Consider the following 23,768-nt stretch of genomic DNA (forward strand, 5'->3'; position numbering starts at 1 on the left):
AAACTGTCCTAGTTAGCTGGCTTGTGATTATTATTTATTTGTTCAATTTAGTTGACTTATTCGTTTACCCCTGCTGTAATGTGAGGGAGTGAAGTGGTTGAGTGCAGAATTGTACCCTAGTCAGACGATCAAAATTAAAATGACTATCTAGCTAGAGTGCAACTCACCTGTTGTAACGCTCGGTCGTTCGGGCATCGCTTGGACAATCAGTTGCGGTATTGCTACCAACCACTAGTATCAACCTACATTCTCGGTTAAACCCATTAAAAAACGCCCTAATGGACGCTGATAGCACGTATTTAGTTTTGTTCGGTTACCAGCTACTAGTGGTCACCATGCCTAAGCATCGTTTTACCACCCGGGCCGTTAATGGTCGCCCTCACCATTCATCACCAGCCTGACTGTCTAAGGCCTTATGTGATATAACCGGTTGTTATTGAAGTCGCACCGGTAAACGTGTCCCCTTAATATTTATACTCTAGCTTGTCCCCTAGAATGGTCCGCGAGAAGCAATTGAATGTCAAGACTTGCAATTTTAGAGTCTAGACCGTACAATTAATACATGGTTATTTGTGTTTCCCGCGAAGTAGAAGGTCGCGGGACTTCTTTTGTATATTCAGTTATTTTAGGTCTGGCTTAACTGCTAGGCCTTTTTTAATACAAGGATATTGTAGCTCCTTATTAGGCGAGTGTCAACGCTTTTTTAATTTAGTCTACAAATCTACATATCTATTTATCTACATGTATTTATGTATACTTGCATACAAATAGATAATAGGAAATAGAATGTATTTATTGCTGTTTAAACAAGCTTTTATGTTAGCTAAACTATCTACATATCTACATATCTACATGTGCTCTTGTATTTTAGTCTACATATATTTTTGTATATTTGTATATTTATCTACATGTAGACATTTGATAATCTGTGCTATATGAATTATAATAGTGAGATTAAGGGGGCTAGCAGAATGGTAAAAGTTATTACGTTTGGAAATTTCAAAGGTGGAACTGGAAAAACAACTAACAGCTGCTTGATTTCATACAGACTAGCTAAACAAGGATACAAGGTACTACTAGCAGATTTAGACCCGCAGGCTAATGCAACCGCATTATATCTAAAGACTAAACAAGTTCAAAATAATGAGGTTGTTAAATTTGATAATACTTTAATGAATGCAATCAGCAATGATGATATAAGTACTATTGTTACTAAGATTCGTGACAATCTTTATTTGTTGCCCAGTTTTGCAGACTTTACATCATATCCAATTTTCTTAGAAAAGAAGTACCCGAACACAGATGACCAATATAAGCGAGCTAAACACTTTTCAAATTTGCTAGATAAAATTAAAGATGACTACGATTACATTATCATTGATACGCCACCGACTGTTAGTGTATACACTGACTCAGCGTTAATGGCCTCAGACAGCGTTATAATTGTGCTTCAAACTCAAGAACGGTCGTATGTAGGTGCTGAGGCCTTTATATCTTACCTGCAAGAGCTTGTCTCTAATTATGACGCAGATTTCAATATTGCAGGAATACTACCGGTTCTGCTAAAGAACAACAGCCAGGTTGATCAGTCGATACTAGAACAAGCCGAGGCTGAGTTTGACAAGGATAATATTTTTAAAAATGTTGTTAAAAATATGGAACGGCTAAAACGTTATGACATTATTGGCATTGTTGATCCAGATTTAAAAACACAAAAACATGATATGCATGATATGCGAGTAGATGCGCTATATAAGAAAATTACAAATGAATTTGTTGAAAGGGTTGGTAAAGATGAGTAAAGACCTGCTCAAGAAAAGCCTTAACTCAGATGTTACTCAAGTTCCGAAACCTAGCAATATATTTTCGCGGGACATGAAAGTGAAAGCAAACACTAAAAAGTCTAAGCCTAAAACTACTACAATTAGATGCTCAGTTGAGACAGCCGATATGGTAAATGCATTATCCGCAGTGCTTAATTTTAAAAGTGTGGATGAGATGCTTGAACACACAATTAATAGCACACTAGAAGGTTTAACAAATGAGGAACGTGCTGAATATCGAACGGTGAAGAAGATATATACTAGCAGACGATCAAAATAACTAGCAATAATCACAATTTAGATGGAATCGTTATACTATTAATAGTAGAGAAATAAATAGGAGGCTAACGCATGAATGAAGAAGATAAAAAGAAAGAAGAACAACAAAGGTTGGCCGATAAAAAGTTTGAAGACTTCATCCAAGGAATTTACGATACTAACAAGGAGCCTTCTAATGAGGACTGGCTAGATAATGTTGCCAGTGCAATGGTCCCTAATGAGGCCGATAAAGAGAAGAGATAATGAAAAATGTTCGGAAGTTTATTACAATTATTAGGACTATCAAGATGGTATCATCACGAACAACACGCTGATAGGTCGAATGCTCGTAAAGCTAGTGGTCAGTCAGCCTTCTCATACGATGACCTTAGAACCTGTTTAAAATCTCTTGAGCAACAATACTAAAAAAGCTAAAATGACCATTTGACGACTAGTGTTAAGTTGACGTTCACAATTTTTCCAGAGACGGCGACATTTATCTAACCAACTGAAAGATCGTTCAATAATCCAGCGTTGCGGTAATACTTCAAATTTATGAAGCTCATTGCGTTTAGCCACCTGCACGGTGGCTTTTAAATTAGTGTAAACGTCAGCTGCAAAATTGGAACCTGTGTAGCCGCCATCTACCAAAACTGACTTAACTTGTCTTAAATGATCATAGTTGAGGGCTAACATAGCACTGGCCCCATCACGATCCGAAACATTAGCTGTCGTTATATGAATTGCTTGAGGTAAGCCGTTAATATCAACAGCTAAGTGCCGTTTGATGCCAGATATACGTTTGCCACCGTCATAACCGTGATGCTCCGCCGTATCGGTATTTTTAACGCTTTGGGCATCAATAATTATGAAAGATGTTTTAGCCGAGCGTGATTGTTTTTCCCGTAGGGTAAAGATAATTTTTTTAAACATTTATCCAAAATAGAAGGTTCATCAATAATTTGTTCCTCTGACCATACGCGATAGTAGTAATAGACTGATTGCCAGTTAGGAAAATCAGCCGGTAACTGTCGCCATTGACAACCGGTTTTTAAAACGTACGCGACAGCACAAAATAAATCATAAAGGTCATATTTGCGAGGCCTAGTGGATTGCCGAGCTGCTTCTAAATCGGGCCGAATTAGTTCAAATTGGTACCGTGAGGGATTGCTGGGGTAGTTCATAAGTTATCATCCTTTTTTGAACTATCATATCAATTGTCCAGATTTTAAACAGGTTCTTAGCGATCACTCGCAGTACATGGAGAACGAAAACGCTGCTGAAGCACCTGTACAGCCACTGACTGAACAACCCTTTGCCGTGATCAACGAGCGACTGCAGCGCGCCTGGGAAAATGCCCTAGTGGTATCCATCCAGTCTAGTGACGTCTACGGTGGAAACTATTCCCCGCAAACGATGTCTGGCAGCGTAAGGGGCGGCGAACAGGTAGACCAGTCCGCCAAGCCGCGGCCCGAGAACCCTTACGATGCCAGACAACGAAAAACCAGGACCGCGATTAGTGGTCCTGGTTCGAAGTGGCTATTTGGCTTTGCTGATCGCGTCTTCAACGGCTTCTTTCAGCGCGTTGCTGGTGACGCTGGCGCCGGACACCGCGTCGACATCCGGGGAGTTCTTGGCGATCATTTCCGCCGGCAGCTGGTGAATGGCTTTGAGGCCGACATCGCCGCTTTCGCTTTGCTGAAGCACCTCGACGTTTTGGAGCGTGTCATCGGCGTACGTCACGCGCACGACGATGCCATCACCCATGCCGTTATCGGAGCGGCCGATGTACTGGTGCTCGCCGGTGGGAAAATCCTGCGCCGGTGCGCTGTAGGACGTGGCACTTGAGGCGTGCTCGGAAGCACCGGTGTCCGCATCGCTGTGAGCCGAGGCACCGGTGTCGGCATCCGTGGTGACTTTTTCTTCGGTGGCAACCGTGGTTGTCCCCTTTGGCCGCGCCGCGTTTTCACCGGCGATCTTGCCCCAGATCAGGCATTCGGCCAGGTTGTTGCCGCCTTGGTAGTTGTTGACATTGATGCCGCCGAGCTCACCGGCCGAGTACAGCTGCGGAATCGGCTTGTCAAAGGCATCGAGCACCTCCGCGCGGGTGTTGCGGCGCGGGCCACCTTGGGTGTTCAGCATGACCTGCTGAAGCGGCAGCGCGTAGTACGGGCCGTCGTCAAAAGCACGCATCGTGTCGACGTCGCGACCGTAGGCGTAGTCTTCGCCCAGCTCGATGAAGCGGTCGAAGTTCTCGCGGGTCTTGACCAGGGTGGCCGGGTCCGCCTTGATTAGCTTGGCCAGGTCGCCCAGGGTCTGGGCCTTGATGGTCAGGTCGTTGAAGTTGTCGATCGGCAGCTTGGCCGCCTCGAATTCCGCAAACTGCGTCTGGTCAAAGATCAGGTACGGGTGGTCGTTAGCCACAGGCACCTTCCAGTCGCCGTGGTAGAACAGGTGACCGTGGCGGTTGGCCTCCGCCTCGTTGAAGTAGCGGCTGCCGTCGTCGCCGGCGACGAACACGGAACCCTCCGAGACGTGCGGCCAGCCGAGCAGCAGGCGGCCACGCTCTCCCGGTGCCGGCCGCACCGTCAGGCCATGCAGGATGCCCAGCGACTCGTAGTTGGCCATGTGCCACATTTGCGCGCCGGCCTCCTCGCCCATGCGAATACCGTCGCCCTTGTTGTACATCGAGCCGACCGGCGCGAGCTTGGATTGGCCCAGGAAGTGCTGGATCATGGCCGGATCGTTTTCAAAACCGCCGACCGCCATCACCACCCCGCGGGTGGCGCGAATGTTCACCAGCACGTGGTCGTGCTCGATCTGCGCGCCGACCACCGTGCCGTCCGGCTGCTGCAGCAGGTGCTTGGCCGGGGAGCTGTACCACACCGTGATCTTGTCGGCGCGTTTGAGGACTTCTGCGCGCAGCGCCTTCCAAAGCTGTGCGTCCAGAAAACCGTTGTGCACCAGCAGCATGTCGTAGGAGCTGGCCCCTGGGTACTCCGGGAACTCGTGGACCATCGCGTCCAGATCCAGCCCCGGGGTGTCCTTGCCCATGTCGTGGGCAACCGAAAACGGCTTGACGCCGAGGTACTTTTGCATGTAGTCGCGCATGTTGACCATGCCTTCGACGTACGTGTCGATCATGTCCTCATCCAGCTGCATCGGCGCGGACATCGCCTTGTAGTAAGCCTTGAGCTGGTCAAAATCCTCCCCGGCGCCGACCAGCTGGCCGGCGTAGCGGGTGTTGCCGCCTTCGTGGCCCTCCGGTGCCGAATCCACCAGCAGCACCTTGGCCCCGGCGTCTGCGGCAAAGCGCGCCGCCGTGGCACCGGCACCGCCGAATCCCAGCACGACAACATCATATGTGGCATCATAGTGAAGCAATTGAACTTTGGTCATGGCCTCTGCCTCCTTAGGCTTGGCAAGCTTTCCAACGTAGTCCTGAAAAGCCGCGAAACATTCCTCTAGAAACTTGACGGTTTTGGCGTCCTTCAGGTTACCAGCCTGATCGAACGCGGTTTGACAATTGGGCAACATGAACTCGTGGCCCGGCAGCACATCCGCATCGACGCCAGGCGCGTCCAGCACGTGGCGCAGATCCATCTGCGCGCGCACCGTGCCCTGCGCCCCAAAGCTGGCACCGACGATCATCACCGGCTTGTCCGCCAGGGTGTGGTAGCTGGCCGACAGCCACTCCAGCACGCTTTTGAGACTGGCGGTCATGCTGTGGTCGTACTCCGGCGTGGCGATGATCACCCCGTCGGCGTCGCCCACACGATCGATCAGGGCCTTCACCTTGGGTGGAAAGTGCTTCAATTGATCCTCATTGAACATGGGCAGGTCGCCGATCTCCTGGATCTGGATATCGGTGCGCTTTTGGAAGTGCCGTTTCATGTACAAGAGGAGCTTTCGATTGTAAGAAACGCTGGCATTTTGGCCAACGATCGCTAAAAGTTTCACTGGCTCACCCTCCTATTGTTTCTTGAATACACGACCATTATAGCACTTTTATTCGCGCGAAAAGCAAGCAAAACGAAACAAAACAGGCCAGCGGATCGTGCCGTGTTGCCGCGTACCACAAGCGCAAATTTATCTTCACTTTTTGCGGGCCGGCTTTGCTCACGGAGTCACGTTCTCCGGGTCGAGGCTGCCCAGCGCGCACAATGTCGAAGCGAAACTGTACAGAACTGATCGGCGTAGCGCCTTCCTCCAAAGCTTTAAATGGTTCTGGTGCAAAGTTTACTCAGGGAGAGTGCATCCTGTATCATGAATTGAAACTGGAGGTTTTCAGATGAGTACAATTCAGACCGTGCCCACGACACTGCCCCAATCCGTGAGTTGATTAAGAACTTTCTCGTCCGTAATTTCTGGGACCGGTAACGACGTCCAGAATTAGACTTCAGAATAGTCACGAATCCGATAAACCTGTGACCTACTCAGGCCAGCGGTTCTGGCAATCTGGGCGATAGGAGTACCCTCCTGCAGCAGCTTCACGACCTGCTGGTAAATGAACCGTTTCTTACGATCCGGTGAATCCGGCGCATACAAACGCGGCTTGCCTTTATAGGCACCGCGTTTTTTTGCGAGCTCGATACCTGCTCGTTGCCGTGCCTTGATTTCCTTGCGCTCGTTTTGCGCGATGTATGACAGGATGGTGACGAACAAATCCGACATCATCTTATCGAGATCCGCGTTGCCCGTTTTCGAAGACAGAAACGGGGCATCAAGCACGTCCAGCTTTACCCCTTCACCACGCAGCCGGCGAATTAGGTTACCGGCGTCATCGTAGTCACGACTTAACCGATCAAGTGAATCCACCACTAGAACATCGCCCTGACGCACGTAATCAAGTGCCTTCAGCAATTCTGGGCGATGCTCCACATCCTTCCCTGACACTTTCTCCTGGAAAATCTTCTCTGCCCCCGCCTGCTGCAAATGCTCAAGCTGCCGAGCAAGGTTCTGATCCGTGCTGCTGACACGCGCGTAGCCGACTTTCATCACAAATCCTCCAATTAAAAACGTGTTTCTTCTATACTAAGACGTTTTTCCCCTGGCCACTGAGAACGCTACTCAGCCACTTCATCAGCTCCACAGTCTAACTTCATCTCAGAACGCCAAATGGGACACTTAAACGGTACACCCGTTTTGACTATCATACCACGCTTTTTAATGTGTATAAATAGGGTACACCCTATTGTCTCTATTTACCATATACCTTATATTAAACCCCAAACCAGCAAAATTTCTTTTCCCTCATCAAATTAAAAAGACGGCCCATAACAATGTTACTGATTCCACATTGTTATGGGCCGCTACGCTATTTCAACAGTTCATCAAAGGTTGCATTCACTGCTTCTTGATCACGATTGTTCGTAAATTCTTTAACTGGTTGTAAGTCACTCAAATCATTGGCAACTTCTTTGGTCGCATAAATCATAACTGGGGTGCGCTTCGCAAACTGGGTTTGCACTAACGCCACATTACCAATCACTGGCGTCCCTTTCGTCTGTTCAGTGATCCGCCACTTATACAACTTTTTCGTATTTAACACATGTTTCGCCCGATCATCGGGATCATGCACAATATGATAAGCCATTAACACATTATCAGCCATGTTTAATTCCCCCTATTTTAGCCATCGATCATTCCTTAATGTCTTTAGTATACGTGCTGAACCCTCAGACTAGCAATTATTTGAACCAAGCGACCAACTTATCAAACCACGTCTGTTGGTGACCAGTCTGGGCCATTTTAACCACTTTCGTCACTGTGGTCTTAGGCGTAGGTGTATCCGGGTTTTTAGGTTTAGCTGGTGTCGCTGGTTTGTCGGTATGATAGTTGACCGTATTAGTCTTATCCTTACCGTTAGCGGCCTGATTATTCCAAGTATAAGTCTGACCTTGCTTAGTTAACTCACTATCGGCCTTATCCGTCGGTATCAGTCATATATTGGGTTTCACCTAAATTGTTATACTGATTAAAGATGTTGAAAGGAACGGTTTTGGCGTTGATAATATTAGCATTGGCCACGTTGTCAGCTAACTTACCATCTTGTGTTTCAACCTTTTTCACAATCAAGTCCGGGTCCTTTTCTGAATGATAAGCCACATCATTTGATGGTTTATCGCCCTTAGTCATCTTATTTGACCAGGTATAATCGTTATCTTTCTTAGTTAACTCACTATCGGTCTTATCCTTTGACAAACTAGCCGCAAACCGGACTTTCGTTTGCTGGCTCTTAAACTCATTTTCCTTACCTGCTTTCGGCGTTACCGTTAAGTTGTGTCACTGCCATTTTCTATTATTCCTGTTACAGGGTCTAATTTGGAAACTCCTAATGAACATCTATAAATCTAGTTACATCACGAAATTAAAAACGGCCACTAGAGTATACCCTATTGGCCATTTAACATCCTTCTAAAACTCATCAGAAATACTTTCATGGTTAAACTTGGGGTTTAACCTTATTGATTTAACATCCTTCTAAAACTACTTACCAGCACCTTGTAATTCAACACCAGGGTTTAACCTTATTGATTTAACATTCTTCTAAAACCCAGCCACACGCTTCTTGTACGCCTCCGACGGGTTTAACCTTATTGATTTAACATCCTTCTAAAACTTTCTGATATCCTTTGTCAACACTTATTTAGGGTTTAACCTTATTGATTTAACATCCTTCTAAAACGAATTCGCGTTGCTCAAACGAAAATGACTGGGGTTTAACCTTATTGATTTAACATCCTTCTAAAACGAATTCGCGTTGCTCAAACGAAAATGACTGGGGTTTAACCTTATTGATTTAACATCCTTCTAAAACAAGCCTGACGTCTTGGAAAACAAGCCCTTGGGTTTAACCTTATTGATTTAACATCCTTCTAAAACTTATACACGGTAAAGTCGCCTAAAACATCAGGGTTTAACCTTATTGATTTAACATCCTTCTAAAACTGCAATCAAATAAATAAAAAGGCCACTCCGGGGTTTAACCTTATTGATTTAACATCCTTCTAAAACCGATTTTTTATAACCGGATTTTAATGTGCTATGAATGCCAATCAACAAAGTCCTCGTCAATGTAGTAGAAGTCGCAATTAGTATAAAGCTCCTGTGACTTCATATCTGTGAATTCTACTAATAATGTCGAGATCCCCGTGGAAATTGTGAGCTTGGATAAGTCAGCTATTTGCTGCTGATTAAGATAATGAGCGACATTAGTTAATCCAACCGCAGACTTGAGTCCACACTCTAAATGGATTTTAATAATTGATTCAATTATAGCATATGGGTTCTGCATGGTATCAGCATTAAAATGAATTTTGCAGTACTTGAACAACTTCTTTAAATCCCAATCATAAGTGACTTCCAAGGGTAGATCAATCATGAATAAGCATTGCTGAACAAGGGTATATAACTGACTGTTCATGTCAGTTATGGATTTACGCTGATCATCAGTCAATACAGCTTCAAGTTGCTTGTAAATCCCGGAACTATGCTTTTCACTCACCCCATCACTAAGCCCCACATCCCCTTGCCAATCAATGGCGTCTTTGACTTCAACTGACTCAAAGGTATCATCAAACAACTTAACTTTGTCGTTGAACGAACTCAGTCCCACAACAAAGTCATGATAGACCGTTGGATTGTTCGTTGCGATCACCGTCGGTTTTTTAGAACTTAGTTCAATTCCCTTGTGGGCAGCATATGAAATTTTCATAGGATAACAGTCCTCTCCGAAGAATTTCGGACATCTTCTTTTGGCTTGCCAGCAAGGAAGTGCATGTCATTATATTGCTTTTCAGTCATTATCAAGGATTGAATCAGTCCTTCAGGAGGTGCCATCGCGGCAATCCGCTTCTCCATGAAGTCTGCCGATCTCTTATTCACACATACTCTTACGTAGACTGAAAACTGGATCATCAAAAATCCTTCATTAATCAAGGCTTTCCGAAATTTCCGATAGTTCCGTCGATTCTCACTGGTTTCAACTGGCAAATCAAACATTACCATTAATCGCATTATTCGGTACCTCATTTTTTAATTCCACCTCGATTTGGATTTCATCCGTTTCACCACTTAAATACTTCAAACAGTTGTGAACGTGTTCTGAAATAATGTTCCGGAATAGCATTTTTTTACCATTGAACGACATTTCAAGGTTCAATAAATCTACCAAGCCAAATTTCACATCTGGCGTCAATTCCTTGAAGTTCTGATTCGCCAACCAATAATCAATCACCGGGCGGAAAGACTCCATCAAGTCCGAGCCCAAATTAAATTGATTATCGTTGCTGTGGTGATGAATACCTAAATATGTGAGATACCCATTGGAGACAATCTCACGATTAACATTGGACAATAGAATTGAATATCCATAATTAAGGGCAGCATTCACCGGAGAAAAGTCGCGTCGACTAAATTTATTATCAAATAATAGGGGGAAGTATTTACGTGCAACGACCGCTTCCCGGTTGGTAATATCATCCACTTCTAATTTATCCAGTTCAGTAATCAAGTCAACATTCTCAACCCCATAAATCGACAAAACATTAATTTGATTCACGATTTTGCTGGCAACAATCTTTGTCCAAAGTAATTGTTGTCGTTTTGAATCCCACTTAAACTGTTTCTTAATCAGATCGACATTTCGATTATTGGGGTAATAACCAACCGTCTCACAGACTGGCTCACTGGCATTATCCGTGAAGATAATTTTGACTTGGCCTTTTACTAATTCGCTAATTAAAGTAGTTGTAATGACTGCTTGTGTGGTCGAAACCAAAAGTAAATCAATATCCTCAATTGGCACTTGATTAATCCCATCCATTGTCTGAACAATCATATTTCTTGATGAATAAGACATTTTTGCGTGTTGCGATACGACGACTGATCGCCATCCCATAATAAAATCTCCCTTGCCCCAATTAGTGAATTGGGGTATTATTATTTGTGTTGGGTAGCTCCCAACATGTTTGACCTTATTGATTTAACATCCTGTGTTAAAATCAAGCAATGCGCTTTGCGCGGAGCTTCAACTTTCGACCCATTATATGGGCATTACATAAGCGAAAGGAACCATTATTCGATTTGGAAAATGGTTCCTTTTTTGGTTATAGATCTTTCAAAGTAACTCGTCGTTCAAATAATCCTGTTGGAGATTGATAACAAATTATTGTATTAGGAGAAAGATTGATGCCACTTGTTGAACTAAACTGCCCAAGGTTTTTAATTCCAAATAAGTCAAGGTCAGGTCTATCCGCATTCGCATGGATTCCCCGTAGTATAGAGTTGATTATGCTTTTCTTACCAGATCGAACCATTTTCGCCCCTTTGTACAGATCACGAACTGACAGTTGGCTAAATTGCGGCTGCCCAGCTTCTAATCTTTCTTGAAAATGTCTATGTTGAAAAATAGGTAAAAACTGTTTGCACTTTTGCAGTATTTCATCATAGACCTGATCATATCTTGTAGAGAGAATTTCCTCGTCCCAATTTTCTGCATTAGATATGGTTTTGATGGAATCATCTGACAGCACAAGTTGCTTAGCATTATATTGGTACACCGAACTAGCAATCAGCGACTTTTCCTGTCCATCGATAACTAGCTGCCTATACATCAGCTTGCCAACAATTATTTCAAAGTCAGTTACTTGTCGAGAAATTTGCCCAGTTTTTCGATTCTTTTTGTCTTTGGTAAATTGTGGAGTTAATACCATTTTAAGTTCATTGATATATGCTTCATGACCGATGCCTTCGGCCAGTTTTAGATTATGCAATGATCTCATCGGAACGCCAACGACTTTGTATTTGTTTTCTCTTTTGCCCCTAATTTTTACAATGGATAAATAAGCATCCACATTATTGCTATACCCACCATAAATGTTAACCGGCTTGCCTTGTTTGATAGGAATCAATGTGGAATTTTCCGCGACTTTGGCTGGGAAAAGTTTCTGTTTGAACATCATTCCATTCAGAGAAAACACTTCTTGTGAAATCAACATAAACTTAAAATGATAAACATCCCTCAACTGCTTAATTGAAGTTTCGCGATCCCAAATTACCTCACCAGTCTCAGTGTCAGCAATTCTCGCCTGGGTATCATCCGTTAAATCATGCAGGAAGTTGAAATTACGCATGGTAACCTTATCTTCTCTGAATTTCTTGAAGTCACCGTAAACGAAGTAAGGACGTAGCTTAATATATCTGTGATATAGATATCTGCCTAAGAATGCGGTCAGATAAGCATCAAAGGCATGATGGTAATCATTGATTTCACGGTTCTTGATAAAGGCGAACTCATCTCGCATCTGATGGTTCATCCGAGCCGTAATTTCAATAATCTTGGTATCATCATTGTGATATTTGTCACCAAGAATATTTGCAACCAGCTTGATCACCTGGCTGGTTTCCACTAACTGTCGTCTAATAAAACCGTGCATGGCAAACTTACTAATGGTGTCAGGATTCGTTTGAAGATTCTTTAGTTTGCGTTTATTGATCAATCCCGCTTCAGCAAGCTGTTTCCAGAAGTGAGCCATTTTGGCGCCAAACAGCTTCAGTGGAACATTAGCTGACTTACCATTGTTCACTGCCTTTGATACAAGCACCCGGTTACTTAATGAATCATCCTTGATAAACGCCTGTGGCAAAATATGATCAATATCATAATTACTGATTTCATCGATATTAATTGGCTTACCCGTATACACATCCCTCCCAAGCTGAGTGAAGTAAAGATACAGGCGATCAGTCAGACCCTTCTTAGACTTCGAAGCATTATCCAATTCAGATAGAATGTCAGGGTTCATGGATTTAACCAAGGTATTAGCAGTATCTTTCAAGGTATCTTCGAGCTGTCGTTCACGTGAGATTGTCTGCCGCGGATTCCGGTCTTCTGAACGGGTAAATTCAATTGAGATGAACTTAGGTGCAACACCACCCATTGCTCTTTGAATGTCATCAACCACTTTAACGACTTGTCGAATGGCCTTCTTGTTTTGCGGAGAAGTGTATGCATCTGCCAAGACATCTTCCACATCAGTTGCCTTCATCTGATCGGCGTTGGCTTCATGGATTCGTTTAGCAAAGTCATCGTCAGATTGAATCTGCATGAAGTTCTTGTTGGTGTTCCAAAGTTCGTCAATGATTCGTTCACCCTGATCGTTGACAATCCCAGTCAGGAGTTTCTTGGAAAGTCGTCCCCACCCTTGGTAACGACTGGATTCAAGATCATCCTTTTGCTTATCAGACAACCATGAAATTTCGTTGAGTTTGGCCCGCAGAATTTTCTTGTCTTCAAAGACAGTTGACCACTCAACGATCTTCTCAAAATCATCTTGGAGGTCGGGATCGTCAACTTTATCGCCGAAGAGCTTTTTGAAGTCGTTGTAAGTTCCTAATGAATTATTAAAATGATCGGGATCGGATAAACCAGAAATGTCAGGATTGTTTGGCAATCCAGTTTTATCTTTAATGTAATTCTGCATCTTCTTAACGGAGATATGCTTATAATTTTCAAACAGATCTTGATAAATCGCCTGTTTGTCAGCAACCTTCAACGAGTCACCATTTACCCGGACCATATTCAACTCATTAAGCACTTTGAACTTTTCATACAGTAAGCTTTCGTCTGGAAGAACGTCTTCACCAATTAAATAAGTGTCCTTCGTGGTCATCCGCTTGATGAACTTATTGGCCGATTCCATTCGATCAACTTTCTGGTCAAAGTTCCAAGGTGTAATTTGACCTGGTTCCTTGCGTTTCATCCAAGAAAAGACTGCGGCCCCAGACTTTTTCTGATCCTCAGGAGTAATCATTGGACCGACATAGTATGGAATTCTAAAGGCGACCAGTTCTTCGATTTTGTATTTTGCCAGGTGAAGATCATGCTTGTTAGGGTTAGCTTCTGCCAGCCAAGGGTAATATTTACTTTGGTGTTCGATGATTTCATCCAATTCTCTTTGGTGGAGTTGATGAGGAATGACACCATTTTGAGATGTCCGTTGCTTTGGCATGAATTTGTCAGCGTCAATCAGATCCATGATTTGTTTTGATAACTCTGAATCATCCAAATTCTTTTTCACACTCGAATAGAAGTCATCTTGTTCGATGACTTTACCATCGTTGCCAACATACTGATCATATGCCTTCTTCAATGCTGCTTTCTTCTTGGAATCTGAAATCTGACCAATCAACTTTTTGTATAACTTCAAGTGATCATGGTGGTCGTTGTACTTTTTAATCATTGATTCTGATAATGACATTCCATTTGGGACAATTTGGTTTAAGGTTACTTGAGAATACAAGTCTTGAATGATACCAATGATCGATTGCTGATTTTCATCCATTTCAGGTAAAATCTTCTGCAGTTTGGCATCAATATCTTCATCATCAAATTTCACTGCCCAGGGATTTGAATCTTCTGGGTCACACTGCACAGCCACATCCAGCTTGGATTTATATCCTAAAATAGCATTGATGATTTCTGAAGCAATCTTGCCGTTAAGTTTGTCCACGGCTTTATCGTCCATTGTAACCGGGACAATTTTTGGAATTTGCTTTTTCTTATCAAACTTACGAATGGATGGGTCAAGGAATTGTTGGCCGATTTTTTCACTATTTGCGAGATTAATTTGGAAAGATTCTTCAGGATTGATTGCTGTATATAATTCATTTAACTTTTTAAATTGATCATCAAAATTCACTTTCGATGCCTTGAAGGAATCCACCGGTGTTGAATTTAAGAAATTTCCACGATACTTGACAATGTGATGAAGTGCCAAATACACCATCCGAATATCGAACTGTTTATCCTGAGTCATAAGCGCATGACGTAAGTGATAAATGGTTGGGTAATCGAGGTGGTACTGTTTGTCGGTTAAATCCGGGAACAGCATTGGGCCGTTGAATTCCTTACGTAAATCTTTGGGCGACAAATTAGATTGTTTTAAACGGGCCAAAAAGGTGCTGTCCACAGATGTGATATATGGATCAAATATTTCATCCAATAATTTCAACCGCCACTTTCGTCTGTTCAGACGGCGACGAGTCGCTCTGAACATTCGCCGCTCAGCAGCCGGTTTGCCTTCTCGGAATAATCGGGCACCAATCGCTGTCTTTCCTTTAACACGTAAGGGCTTGCCGTCTTCCCCCATTGCCACCCAACCAATTGACGATGTCCCGATATCGAGACCTATGTGATAATTATTAACTTTCATACGATAAAACTCCTTAAAATAAAGTTGCTCAGTAAACCCCTTCAGGCACATCACCTATTATGCATGAACTAATAACTATTTAAACCTCTTTTCACATATATTTGCTAAGAACCTGTTTAGAGTCTTTTGAGGAGTAGTGCCAGGAAGGCCAGCACGACCATTTGTAAACTGGCTAACGTTTTAAACTTTGATCAAGTTCAGATTCGGGTTGTTTGATTTCCGGATTCTGTTCAGCAAATGCTTTCAGTTGTTTTTGAGTTCGCTTACTGATTTTCTGGTGTACATCATTTAATTTATTTTTTAGTTCTGATTTTTGTTGTGGATTCGTTGCTTGCTGAACTTGTTGTTGCAAGCCTTGATAGGACTTATTAAGATCATGGGCTGATAACTTTTTTAGATCATGCTCAGGCTCTTTGGGGGCTTCTTGTAAGCCTAATTGTTTGGTTAACCCGTCGCTAAGCTCAATCACTTTGTTGCTCACTTGCTGGATCTCACTTAAAGCATTATGGATCACGGCTTTATCTTTAGCTCAGGTGGCCACGTAACCGAGTGAGTAGTTGCTGGTATCAACGCCAATATTTTGCATGGCAACATATGCGACCGCTTCGGCCTGGGTTTCCTGATAGGCTCGTGGCCGATCTTTAAAGGCTGATTTTAAGCCGTGTAGCTGGCTATGCGCATATTCGTGGTATAACGTCTTTAGTTTCAAAGCGTTGTCGGGCTCATCGCCACCAATGACGATTTCATTAGTGCTGGGTTGAAAATACCCCTTAGCCCCATTTAGCGTCGCTAAAGGCACTTCACTGACTTTAAGGTCGGTTTGCTGGTTTAGATAGTCCTTGAATGCGTTATACAAGCTTGTCACATTCTGATGATCGGCCAAATTTTCTTTGACAAAGTCTTTAGCACTTAACACTGGTTCACCGCTAGTTTGTGCCACATCAAAGACGGGTAGATAGCGATAACCGACAATGGCGCGCTCATCGGTGGTATCAAGATGCTTCTGCTCGGCTGGTGTTAGCTTCTTAATGATCGGAGCCGCAATCCGAATCGCTTTTGCGCCCCGGTTGACGGTGCGGTTAAAAGCCGTCTGCCATTGCTTAAAACCGGCGACTTGAGTGGCTTGCGGATTTTGCGCATAAATCAAATCAATGTTTCTGGCGCTATAATGATGAAATTTAGCCAGGGTATTGAGATACTGTTTAAATTGGTCACTATCGGTTAATTTTAGGATTTGCTGTTCAGCCTGGGCGACTAATTGTGCTTTCCAGGCTTTAACGTCTGCTTTACTCGGCATTGTCTACCCCTCCTCATCTTCAAAAATATCATTCAATATAGGGGCTACGTTGATTTGAATCGGGGTCGTGCCATAAAGGGCGATGTAGCCATCAGCTAATTTTTGCCAAGCCACTTGATAATAGGCTCCGTTACCAGTGATTTCTTTATAAATACTTGTAGGTTCCTTTAGCTTGCAAAACGAGTAATTCACTGGCTAAAACTGCTAATTCGTTGTTCATTCTATGATCTCCTTTGCTTTGCTAATCTCACCCGTTGTTTGGGTTTACTTTTAGGGTTGTAAAAGTGAACCTAAATGACGGGTTCACCAACCGGAACGTAGTGCAGGGCGGTAGGCAGGTTCTAATCAAAATCAAAACTTAATTTATGGCCGTCAAGCTTTAACTTAGCAGCAAACGACTTTCCTTTTTTGCTCTTGAAACCCTTTAATTTGCTGGTTTCTCCCTTGGTGGCCAGCGCTTTAATTGCGGTCTTACCAAGCGTCTTGCTACTCCATTTCTTGGGTAGGGTAAAGTCCTCGCCTTGCTTGGGTTTCACAATGTAAAACTTTTGTTTATTTATGACAGTTACTTGTGGTGTTTCTAAGAACACCTCGGCAACTTTTTGCGCTTGCTGTTGGTGATTGATTTGTTGCTTAATGGCGGCATTGCCAGTTAATTGTGTTGGGACATCAGCGATCAATTTCACTACGAACTTCTTAATTTGGCTCAAAAAGTTATCCGGGGTGCGTTCTTCGGTACTGATTTGCTGTAACGCTTGCTCCCATTTAGCCGTCATTTACGGACTAGTTAGCAAGGGTTCGAGCTCGACCGCTTTACATAGTGTGATCCCAGCTTCACTGACGTGCAGCTTATTTTTTTCAGTGACGAGATAGCCGCGTTTTTTTAATATTTCCAGTACATTTGCCCGGGTCGCACTTGTCCCAATGCCTTGCACGTCTTTGAGAATCGCCTGGGCTGCTTCATCATCAAGCGTTTTACCGGCCGTCTTCATGGCCGTAATCAGGGTACCTTCGGTAAATGGTACCGGCGGGGTCGTTTCTTTTTGCGGCGTTTGCAGATTTGATTGGACTTGATCGCCTTGGTGAACGAGCGGTAAAGTTGCCGCTTCTTGCTGTTCGGCTTTGTGATCATCAAATAAAGCTTGCCAACCTTGCTTAGTTGGGACCTTACCGGTTGCTTTAAAATTGGCGTCACCAACTTGGGTAATAATGGTGGTTTCCTCGTACTCGTACGGATCAGCAAACATCGCTAACGTCGTTCTTAAAACCAGGTCGTAGACTTTTTGCTGTAATTTAGGTAAGGCAGCTAATTGATCTTTCGTCGGGACGATTTTAGTCATGATAATGGCGTAGTGTTCTTCAACCTTCTTTCCATTAACATAGCGCTTATTCGGGGCGGTATTGGTTAAAGCGACTGGCTTAGAGACCAAGCCCAGATACTTCGTCAGATTAGCCACTAAATAATCAAATTCTTCATCAGTGATATAAGCACAATCCGTTCGGGGATAACTCAGCAACTTGGCTTCATATAAACTTTGAATGGCCGCTAAGGTTTGGCTGGCACTGGCGTGATAACGTTTATTCATGGCACTTTGGAGACTGGATAGTGAGAATAGTTGGGGACTAGCACGCTTTTTGCCTTGTTTTTGGACGTCCTTGATTAAACCGGCCTGTGAGCCTTTCTGAACGTGCTTAGCTTGCATGAATGTTATTAGTCCTGCTTCATCTTTAAATCGCTGATAGGGGTCTCATTTTGCGACGAATTTTTGCTGATTAGTTACAATTTCCGCATTTAGTTCAAAATAAGGTTCTGGCTTAAAGTTTTTGATTGCCTGGTCTCTTTGATAAACCATATACAAAGTTGGCGTCTGTACTCGACCAATCGAGTACACCCCGCGCACCCCGTTTTGTCTTAATAGCAAGGTGTATAAAGGGCTGCCATTCATTCCAATTAACCAGTCGCTAATTTTGTGATTACAAGTGCATGCCCCCATCTTCATGCCGGTTCCGGGTTTGATGTTGCCGCTGCTTTTTCGTCATTTCCCACTCGGTCTCTTTTAAGCCGCGTTCTTGTTTTTTCCGTTGGTAATCTTCATCACGAGCATATAGAACAGTCATGATTGCATCACTAAAGGCCGTCTTTAAGTAATAGTCTGGACTAACTGGCTTGTAATTTAGCGGTTGATAATGTCCAATATTTACTTTTCTATACTGGTCGTCCTTGGCTTGTTGCCCTTTTAACTGCTTTTGGATTTTCTCGATCTGACTGTTCTTAATCGTCGGATCGGCTTTGCATTCGCCAAAAAAGAGTTGTTTAGTGCCATCATGCTTTAAAACCCGTTGTAAGTGATGATTTTCTAACTGATCTAAGCTCAGCTGTCCTGATAAATAAGCTAGTCCTTGTTGATGTTCTGGGGGGCTGAAAACCTGTGGTGGGTTTGCTTGCCACTGTTCAATCGTTTCGGCCTGACATGGCTTTAAAACAGGATCATAGTACATCACGGCTGTATAGGCTTGTTCCTGTTTAATCATTGGTAATTCATTAAAATTGCCGTTAGGAAAGGCTCTTCTTAAAACTTCCTGGTATTGGGTTTGAATAACTTGCTTAACAGCCATGATTGTTCGCAAATCTTTGACTGCGCGAGTAATCTTTTGCTGCTCGGTTGGTGAATACTTTTCTAGTAGACCTTGATCAACGTGTTCTAGACTTTCTAAGCTATCATCATGAATCATCAGCGTATATTTAAGCTCGATTTTGACTTTCTTTTCTTGTTGCATTAATAACTTAAAACCAACGTATGGCCGCTTAGTAAAGGTCAATAATTGTTGGGCCAACAAATCATCACGAATGTTCATTAAACGTTCGTTTAATTCACTACCCTTGAAAACTGTTTGTTCGCTATCGGTTTCCTTAATTAATTCTCGTCTTTCAGCTTGCGTGGTCTGTTCAAAATTAAGCTCTGGATAAAGTTTTTTCGTCGTGCGATCAACTACTTTATTTAAGAGCTCATCTGCTTTTTTTAGTGAACTTTCTTGTTGGTTAATTGTCAATAATTGCTTAGTGACATCTTCACCAACAGCGTGCTTAATTAAGGTACTGTTTTTCCAATTAAATAGCATGCGCCGCTTATCATCTAAGTTCTCCAAACTAATATAAGTTTTCAGTTCGTGGCTTAACTCTTTGACCACTTTTTTCTCGTTAAACGAGAAGTGTTTACTTAGGCTATCCAAGTGGCCTCGATTAACTACTTTCTCCTGCATATTTTTATAGCCAGCTTTGGACTTACGATAGTTCTTAACTTGTTGATTAAATGCCTTTCTTTCATGCCGTTTGCTATTGATTCCCTCGTGTTGCATGGGTGTGTCAGCTATTCCCTGTTCCACAAATGATTTTTCACTGATTCGATCAGGAATGTTTTTTTGCTCTAAAACCTGATTGACACTAACTGCCCAATTATGACGCCATTCAATTATTTTTTCTTTCTTATCCCAATCGACCATCAGTATCTTTCTACTCTTAGGGTACTTGCTAGTTCCGGTATACATTTTATTGCCATTCTCATCTAAAATATATTGCTTTTTACTCTTGATTCCCCATGTTCCGTCTGGGTTAAATGGTCGGTTAGTTAACATCACATGTGCGTGCGGATTATCTGGGTGGTCGCGATGAATCGCTACATCAGCTACCATGCCTTGATCAACAAAATTTTCTTGCACGTATTTTGTCAATAATTCTTTCTGTTCATCTTCGCTTAGTTCAACTGGCAAAGCCACGTTAAACTCTTTCGCATACCGAGAATTTGCTCGCCGATCTTTTCTTTCTACTTCGTTCCATAATTTTTCTCGATCACTGGCCCATGCTGGTGCATTTTTAGGAGTTAAAATAAAACTCTCTGGTATGACTGACCGAGCATAAAAATAGTGGCGACCTTCTTGATCATCAAATAATTTTTCACCAATTCGATAAGCGGCACTGGCAATCGCACTTCGTCCTTTCCCAGCACTAATATTACTAAAACTCATATGAAAAATTGCCATACTAGTCACCGCCTTTCTTTGGATCTATTGGTTGATTTTGTTGTCGCCAACGGCGAATTCTGATACAAGTCTTTAGCACGATTTACCCAACAAGAATTTAGTGGGGTGTAAGTGCGCATTGACCTCGTTCCACTCGGTCTGCTGATTATAGTGTCCTTTCTCTAGTATCATTACTAGGCCTGCTTTAAACACACTCTTTAGCCATAATGGGTCTCACTGAGCCGTTATTAATTTTAACTAGATAATTAACAACATGAGATACACTAAAAAAATAGCCAGATAAGTATCTTTTTATAAGCATATCAAGCTTATATATCTCCTAAACTATTTCTTGTCTTTATCCTCATTCTTAACCGGAAAAGCAGCAATCCCAACACCGACAGCAACAGCCAAAACAGTCTCAATTAAATCATGATTTTGATTTTCAAACACTGCATAATAAATAGCAAATAACCCAATTGCCAATAAATAGCGAAAAATAACAATCCAAATCTTTTTGCTCATAAAGCCACGCCTCCTAGAACAAGTTGCTCATGCTCAGTTTAATCAATATAAAAAACTATTCTCGCTAATTCATGTAGCTAAAAAAGAGCATAGTTCCCCCTGGAGACTGCTAAGCGCATTTTTAAGCTAAACTAGTCAATCAGTGATCAGTTAAAATGATTAGCCCGATGATTCGAGTTGGCTAAGCCGGTTAAAATTGCTCGCTGATTATTCGTATAAGCAGTTTTATCACTCTTTTAATATAAATATACGGGTAACCGCTAAAATTGCTTATCGGCGATTTTAGAGCTAATTAAAGAGGGCTGCTTGATGCTGACCTGTTTCAGGATGTTCAGCTTGATATTTAGCGTTGGCTTTTTTATTCCACCAAACACCAAATAGGTTTTGCATGGTGCCGTACAAGTAGTTTTCCACGTTCTTTATATGCTTTTCATTGCTTCTTAGGGCGTTAAAGTAGCGTCTCAAGGCTTTAGTCATCAAAGATTTTAGTTCTTCATCGTCTAGTGGGATTAGAACGCCAATGGCCTGATGATCCTTCTCAACTCGGTACTTAGCATTTAAGATAATGCCAATGAACCGGCGCATTTGTTGTGGAGTTCGGCACCAGAAGCTAAGTAATTGCACGGCTTCGGGTTCTAAGAAAACGGGGAGCCCACTGTCTTCATCAGTTAAGAAGTCATTAGCATGGTTCACCAAATCCTTGTTTTGCTTTTCTAGTTCTGCTGGTGAGAATTGGGCTGTGGAAAAGTCCAACTTTTGAGTATCTATATTGTATCTATTAGTATCTCTTTCTTTAAGTTCTTTATCTAGATCGTGTCCGATTTTCGGATTTTCGCTCGTAGCAAGGGTTTGCGGGGTGTCGTCAACGAACTTTCGCGAACGTCCGATTTTCGGATTTTCGCTCGTAGCAAGGGTTTGAGCGGTCTCCCGCGAACGTCCGATTTTCGGATTTTCGCTCGTAGCAAGGGTTTGCGGCTCTTTTTGAGCATATTCACCGCGTAAATAGACGTCAGTTGACTGCATATCTAGTTCGGCCAGGTAAAGTCGATTGGGTTCGTTTTTGCCAGTTTTGGGATTGAAATGCATGGCTTTTTGATAAAGTAGTCCTGCACGTTCCAAGTCTTTTTTCACGGCTGCTAACTTATCATTTGAGCAGTCGAATAAATCTTTAAGTTCTTGATTGGTAAAAATAAAGTAGACGTGCCCTTCCTCATCAATCCAGTGATTGCGTAAAGAATACTCTAGCCGGTCTTTTAGTACCATGTAAGCTAGCTTAGCGGCATCACTTAATCCTCGATATTGCTGGCTATACATCAATACTTTTGGAAACTGGAAGAACAAGGCCCCATAAACGTTATCAGCTTGATAAAACTTGAAATTTGTTTGATCCATTATAAAAACTCCCTTTCTATGTCCGACCCATGCTGGCTCAAAAGAGAGTTGCTAAAACATCTGACTTGCTTTAAAATACAAATCTGATATGCTCTAACTGAATTACAAAGCATTCATTGGTTGTGAGAACTTTGTAATTTATCAGCATGGATCTTTCCTGGTTGCCCAATCGGCAACTTTTTTAATTTGAACAATAAAATAAAAATGGACTAGGTAGCTTCTGCTAGCTACTTAGTCCATTGGTTTCAATTTTGTTGTTTAACTATCCGAACCTTGTCCTCGTGGACTGGTCTGCGGTATAATTACCTTACAAAGTTAAAAGCAATATTTCAGTCGATTTTGACTTCCCGGAAAAAATCGACTGAATCTAAGTAGCTGGTGACTAGCTACTTGCTAATACTATAAAAGAGATCTCGATCCCAAATGGATTGGGATCTCTTTTATTTATTAGCCTGATCTTTTAATATTTGATTGTTAAATTAACCATAGTCTAGCATAGCGCTTACTAACCGGTAAACCTTAATTTGCAAATAGACTATCTAATAAATTGATACTTAGTTCAAAAAAACGACAAGAACGACAACAAGTTTAAGCTTTACTTGTCGATTGGTGTTCTTGTCGTTTTTAACTTATAATTTAAGGCGGATTAATTAGGTGGTGAAACTATTGGGCAAAACTATTCGACAACTTTCAGAAGAATTGAAATTATCAAAACAAGCTATCAATCAACGTATTAATAGCATTAATGGCTTTCGAAGCAAACACACTTATAAAGTCAAAAACCATCTAGAAATAGACAACCAAGGCGTTAAAATGCTTGCTAATTTCGACAAGCAAAAACGACAAGAACGACAACCAAATCAGCAAGCTGAAAACGACAAGGACGAAAACATTGATCATATCTTGCTGAAACAACTTGATGTTAAGGATCAACAAATTGCAAATTTACAACAAGCTTTAGATCAGCAGCAAAAATTACAGATAGCAACTGTTGCAGAAAACCATCGATTAAAAGAGCACGTTCAGAAGTTGAGTGGCTTACTTGAACCTTCTAGTGCAACTCAACAGCGACAAGCAAACGACAAGGACGATACCTTGTCGAATAGTTCTAATACCAGTCACAGCAAGGAAAAAAACGACAAGCAAGATAAAGATAGTGTTGTTGGCACTAATAAAATACAAAAAAAAATACATAAAAATAAAACTAACAAGAGTTGGTGGCATTTTTGGTAAAAATTA

At 42.4% G+C, this 23,768-nt stretch carries 16 protein-coding genes, 3 pseudogenes and 1 CRISPR repeat array; of the genes and pseudogenes, 4 read left to right on the forward strand and 15 right to left on the reverse strand.

Going from position 1 to position 23,768, the window contains the following annotated elements; translation table 11 throughout:
• Positions 1 to 971: 971 nt before the first annotated feature.
• From KGF65_RS13800 to KGF65_RS13810, 3 genes are all read left to right on the forward strand, one after another.
• Positions 972 to 1,802 carry a ParA family protein gene (locus KGF65_RS13800; RefSeq protein WP_237761840.1) on the forward strand — a complete coding sequence of 277 codons (831 nt, stop codon included), beginning with the start codon at positions 972 to 974 and terminating at the stop codon, positions 1,800 to 1,802.
• A complete protein-coding gene (locus tag KGF65_RS13805; protein WP_003554871.1) occupies positions 1,795 to 2,103 on the forward strand; it encodes a hypothetical protein in 309 nt (102 codons plus the stop codon). Before KGF65_RS13800 ends, KGF65_RS13805 begins: the two co-directional genes overlap by 8 nt.
• Before the next feature lie 71 nt (positions 2,104 to 2,174).
• Entirely contained in the window at positions 2,175 to 2,345 is a 171-nt protein-coding gene (locus KGF65_RS13810; RefSeq protein ID WP_003554873.1) for a hypothetical protein, read from the forward strand.
• A 135-nt stretch (positions 2,346 to 2,480) separates the two neighbouring features.
• Here the strand turns inward: KGF65_RS13810 and KGF65_RS13815 are convergent.
• From KGF65_RS13815 to KGF65_RS13885, 15 genes and pseudogenes are all read right to left on the reverse strand, one after another.
• Positions 2,481 to 3,265, reverse strand: a protein-coding gene (locus KGF65_RS13815; RefSeq protein WP_253954465.1) for an IS5 family transposase whose coding sequence is annotated in 2 segments (ribosomal slippage) — positions 2,481 to 2,983 and positions 2,983 to 3,265 — 786 coding nt in all. Because the reading frame shifts where the segments join, the coding sequence is not laid out codon by codon here.
• Positions 3,266 to 3,620: 355 nt separating this feature from the next.
• Positions 3,621 to 6,041: an FAD-dependent oxidoreductase gene (locus tag KGF65_RS13820; RefSeq protein WP_216748671.1), complete on the reverse strand. Its 2,421-nt coding sequence runs from the start codon at positions 6,039 to 6,041 to the stop codon at positions 3,621 to 3,623.
• A gap of 432 nt (positions 6,042 to 6,473) precedes the next feature.
• On the reverse strand, positions 6,474 to 7,079 hold the full coding sequence (locus tag KGF65_RS13825; RefSeq protein WP_253954464.1) for a recombinase family protein: 606 nt from the start codon (positions 7,077 to 7,079) through the stop codon (positions 6,474 to 6,476).
• A 319-nt stretch (positions 7,080 to 7,398) separates the two neighbouring features.
• Complete coding sequence (locus tag KGF65_RS13830) at positions 7,399 to 7,695, reverse strand: DUF5839 family protein (protein WP_045353794.1); 297 nt, start codon at positions 7,693 to 7,695, stop codon at positions 7,399 to 7,401.
• A 311-nt stretch (positions 7,696 to 8,006) separates the two neighbouring features.
• On the reverse strand, positions 8,007 to 8,285 hold the full coding sequence (locus KGF65_RS13835; RefSeq protein ID WP_216748669.1) for a hypothetical protein: 279 nt from the start codon (positions 8,283 to 8,285) through the stop codon (positions 8,007 to 8,009).
• 184 nt (positions 8,286 to 8,469) lie between these two features.
• Positions 8,470 to 9,098: a CRISPR direct-repeat array (repeat unit 36 nt; unit sequence GGGTTTAACCTTATTGATTTAACATCCTTCTAAAAC).
• A gap of 28 nt (positions 9,099 to 9,126) precedes the next feature.
• Positions 9,127 to 9,798, reverse strand: coding sequence for a type II-A CRISPR-associated protein Csn2 (gene csn2, locus KGF65_RS13840; protein ID WP_216748668.1), 672 nt, complete (start codon positions 9,796 to 9,798; stop codon positions 9,127 to 9,129).
• Positions 9,795 to 10,100: a CRISPR-associated endonuclease Cas2 gene (cas2, locus tag KGF65_RS13845; protein ID WP_057908977.1), complete on the reverse strand. Its 306-nt coding sequence runs from the start codon at positions 10,098 to 10,100 to the stop codon at positions 9,795 to 9,797. The genes csn2 and cas2 overlap by 4 nt, the downstream gene beginning before the upstream one ends.
• Complete coding sequence (gene cas1, locus KGF65_RS13850; RefSeq protein ID WP_216748667.1) at positions 10,078 to 10,983, reverse strand: type II CRISPR-associated endonuclease Cas1; 906 nt, start codon at positions 10,981 to 10,983, stop codon at positions 10,078 to 10,080. The genes cas2 and cas1 overlap by 23 nt, the downstream gene beginning before the upstream one ends.
• Before the next feature lie 208 nt (positions 10,984 to 11,191).
• Positions 11,192 to 15,298 carry a type II CRISPR RNA-guided endonuclease Cas9 gene (gene cas9, locus KGF65_RS13855; protein ID WP_216748666.1) on the reverse strand — a complete coding sequence of 1,369 codons (4,107 nt, stop codon included), beginning with the start codon at positions 15,296 to 15,298 and terminating at the stop codon, positions 11,192 to 11,194.
• Between the two features lie 172 nt (positions 15,299 to 15,470).
• Positions 15,471 to 16,595 (reverse strand): annotated as a pseudogene (locus KGF65_RS13860) (hypothetical protein).
• A gap of 3 nt (positions 16,596 to 16,598) precedes the next feature.
• Positions 16,599 to 16,815, reverse strand: a pseudogene (locus KGF65_RS13865) (hypothetical protein).
• 121 nt (positions 16,816 to 16,936) lie between these two features.
• Positions 16,937 to 18,565 (reverse strand): annotated as a pseudogene (locus tag KGF65_RS13870) (DNA topoisomerase); the annotation flags it as partial.
• Between the two features lie 4 nt (positions 18,566 to 18,569).
• Positions 18,570 to 20,633: a MobQ family relaxase gene (gene mobQ, locus KGF65_RS13875; protein WP_216748664.1), complete on the reverse strand. Its 2,064-nt coding sequence runs from the start codon at positions 20,631 to 20,633 to the stop codon at positions 18,570 to 18,572.
• A 324-nt stretch (positions 20,634 to 20,957) separates the two neighbouring features.
• A complete protein-coding gene (locus KGF65_RS13880) occupies positions 20,958 to 21,137 on the reverse strand; it encodes a hypothetical protein (RefSeq protein WP_159259094.1) in 180 nt (59 codons plus the stop codon).
• Positions 21,138 to 21,425: 288 nt separating this feature from the next.
• Complete coding sequence (locus KGF65_RS13885) at positions 21,426 to 22,529, reverse strand: replication initiator protein A (protein WP_216748703.1); 1,104 nt, start codon at positions 22,527 to 22,529, stop codon at positions 21,426 to 21,428.
• Positions 22,530 to 23,195: 666 nt separating this feature from the next.
• Here KGF65_RS13885 and KGF65_RS13890 point away from each other — a divergent pair.
• Positions 23,196 to 23,762 carry a DUF536 domain-containing protein gene (locus KGF65_RS13890; RefSeq protein ID WP_173003295.1) on the forward strand — a complete coding sequence of 189 codons (567 nt, stop codon included), beginning with the start codon at positions 23,196 to 23,198 and terminating at the stop codon, positions 23,760 to 23,762.
• Positions 23,763 to 23,768 lie beyond the last annotated feature (6 nt).

This window comes from Lactiplantibacillus sp. 30.2.29 (assembly GCF_018991255.1).
GTDB classification, from domain to species: Bacteria; Bacillota; Bacilli; order Lactobacillales; family Lactobacillaceae; genus Lactiplantibacillus; species Lactiplantibacillus pentosus.

Bases quoted from the DNA above. Each gene is read 5' to 3' on its own strand.
- KGF65_RS13800 (WP_237761840.1), top strand. From the start codon at position 972: ATGGTAAAAGTTATTACGTTTGGAAATTTCAAAGGTGGAACTGGAAAA.
- KGF65_RS13805 (WP_003554871.1), top strand. From the start codon at position 1,795: ATGAGTAAAGACCTGCTCAAGAAAAGCCTTAACTCAGATGTTACTCAA.
- KGF65_RS13810 (WP_003554873.1), top strand. From the start codon at position 2,175: ATGAATGAAGAAGATAAAAAGAAAGAAGAACAACAAAGGTTGGCCGAT.
- KGF65_RS13825 (WP_253954464.1), bottom strand. From the start codon at position 7,079: ATGAAAGTCGGCTACGCGCGTGTCAGCAGCACGGATCAGAACCTTGCT.
- KGF65_RS13830 (WP_045353794.1), bottom strand. From the start codon at position 7,695: ATGGCTGATAATGTGTTAATGGCTTATCATATTGTGCATGATCCCGAT.
- csn2 (WP_216748668.1), bottom strand. From the start codon at position 9,798: ATGAAAATTTCATATGCTGCCCACAAGGGAATTGAACTAAGTTCTAAA.
- cas2 (WP_057908977.1), bottom strand. From the start codon at position 10,100: ATGCGATTAATGGTAATGTTTGATTTGCCAGTTGAAACCAGTGAGAAT.
- cas1 (WP_216748667.1), bottom strand. From the start codon at position 10,983: ATGGGATGGCGATCAGTCGTCGTATCGCAACACGCAAAAATGTCTTAT.
- cas9 (WP_216748666.1), bottom strand. From the start codon at position 15,298: ATGAAAGTTAATAATTATCACATAGGTCTCGATATCGGGACATCGTCA.
- mobQ (WP_216748664.1), bottom strand. From the start codon at position 20,633: ATGGCAATTTTTCATATGAGTTTTAGTAATATTAGTGCTGGGAAAGGA.
- KGF65_RS13880 (WP_159259094.1), bottom strand. From the start codon at position 21,137: ATGAGCAAAAAGATTTGGATTGTTATTTTTCGCTATTTATTGGCAATT.
- KGF65_RS13885 (WP_216748703.1), bottom strand. From the start codon at position 22,529: ATGGATCAAACAAATTTCAAGTTTTATCAAGCTGATAACGTTTATGGG.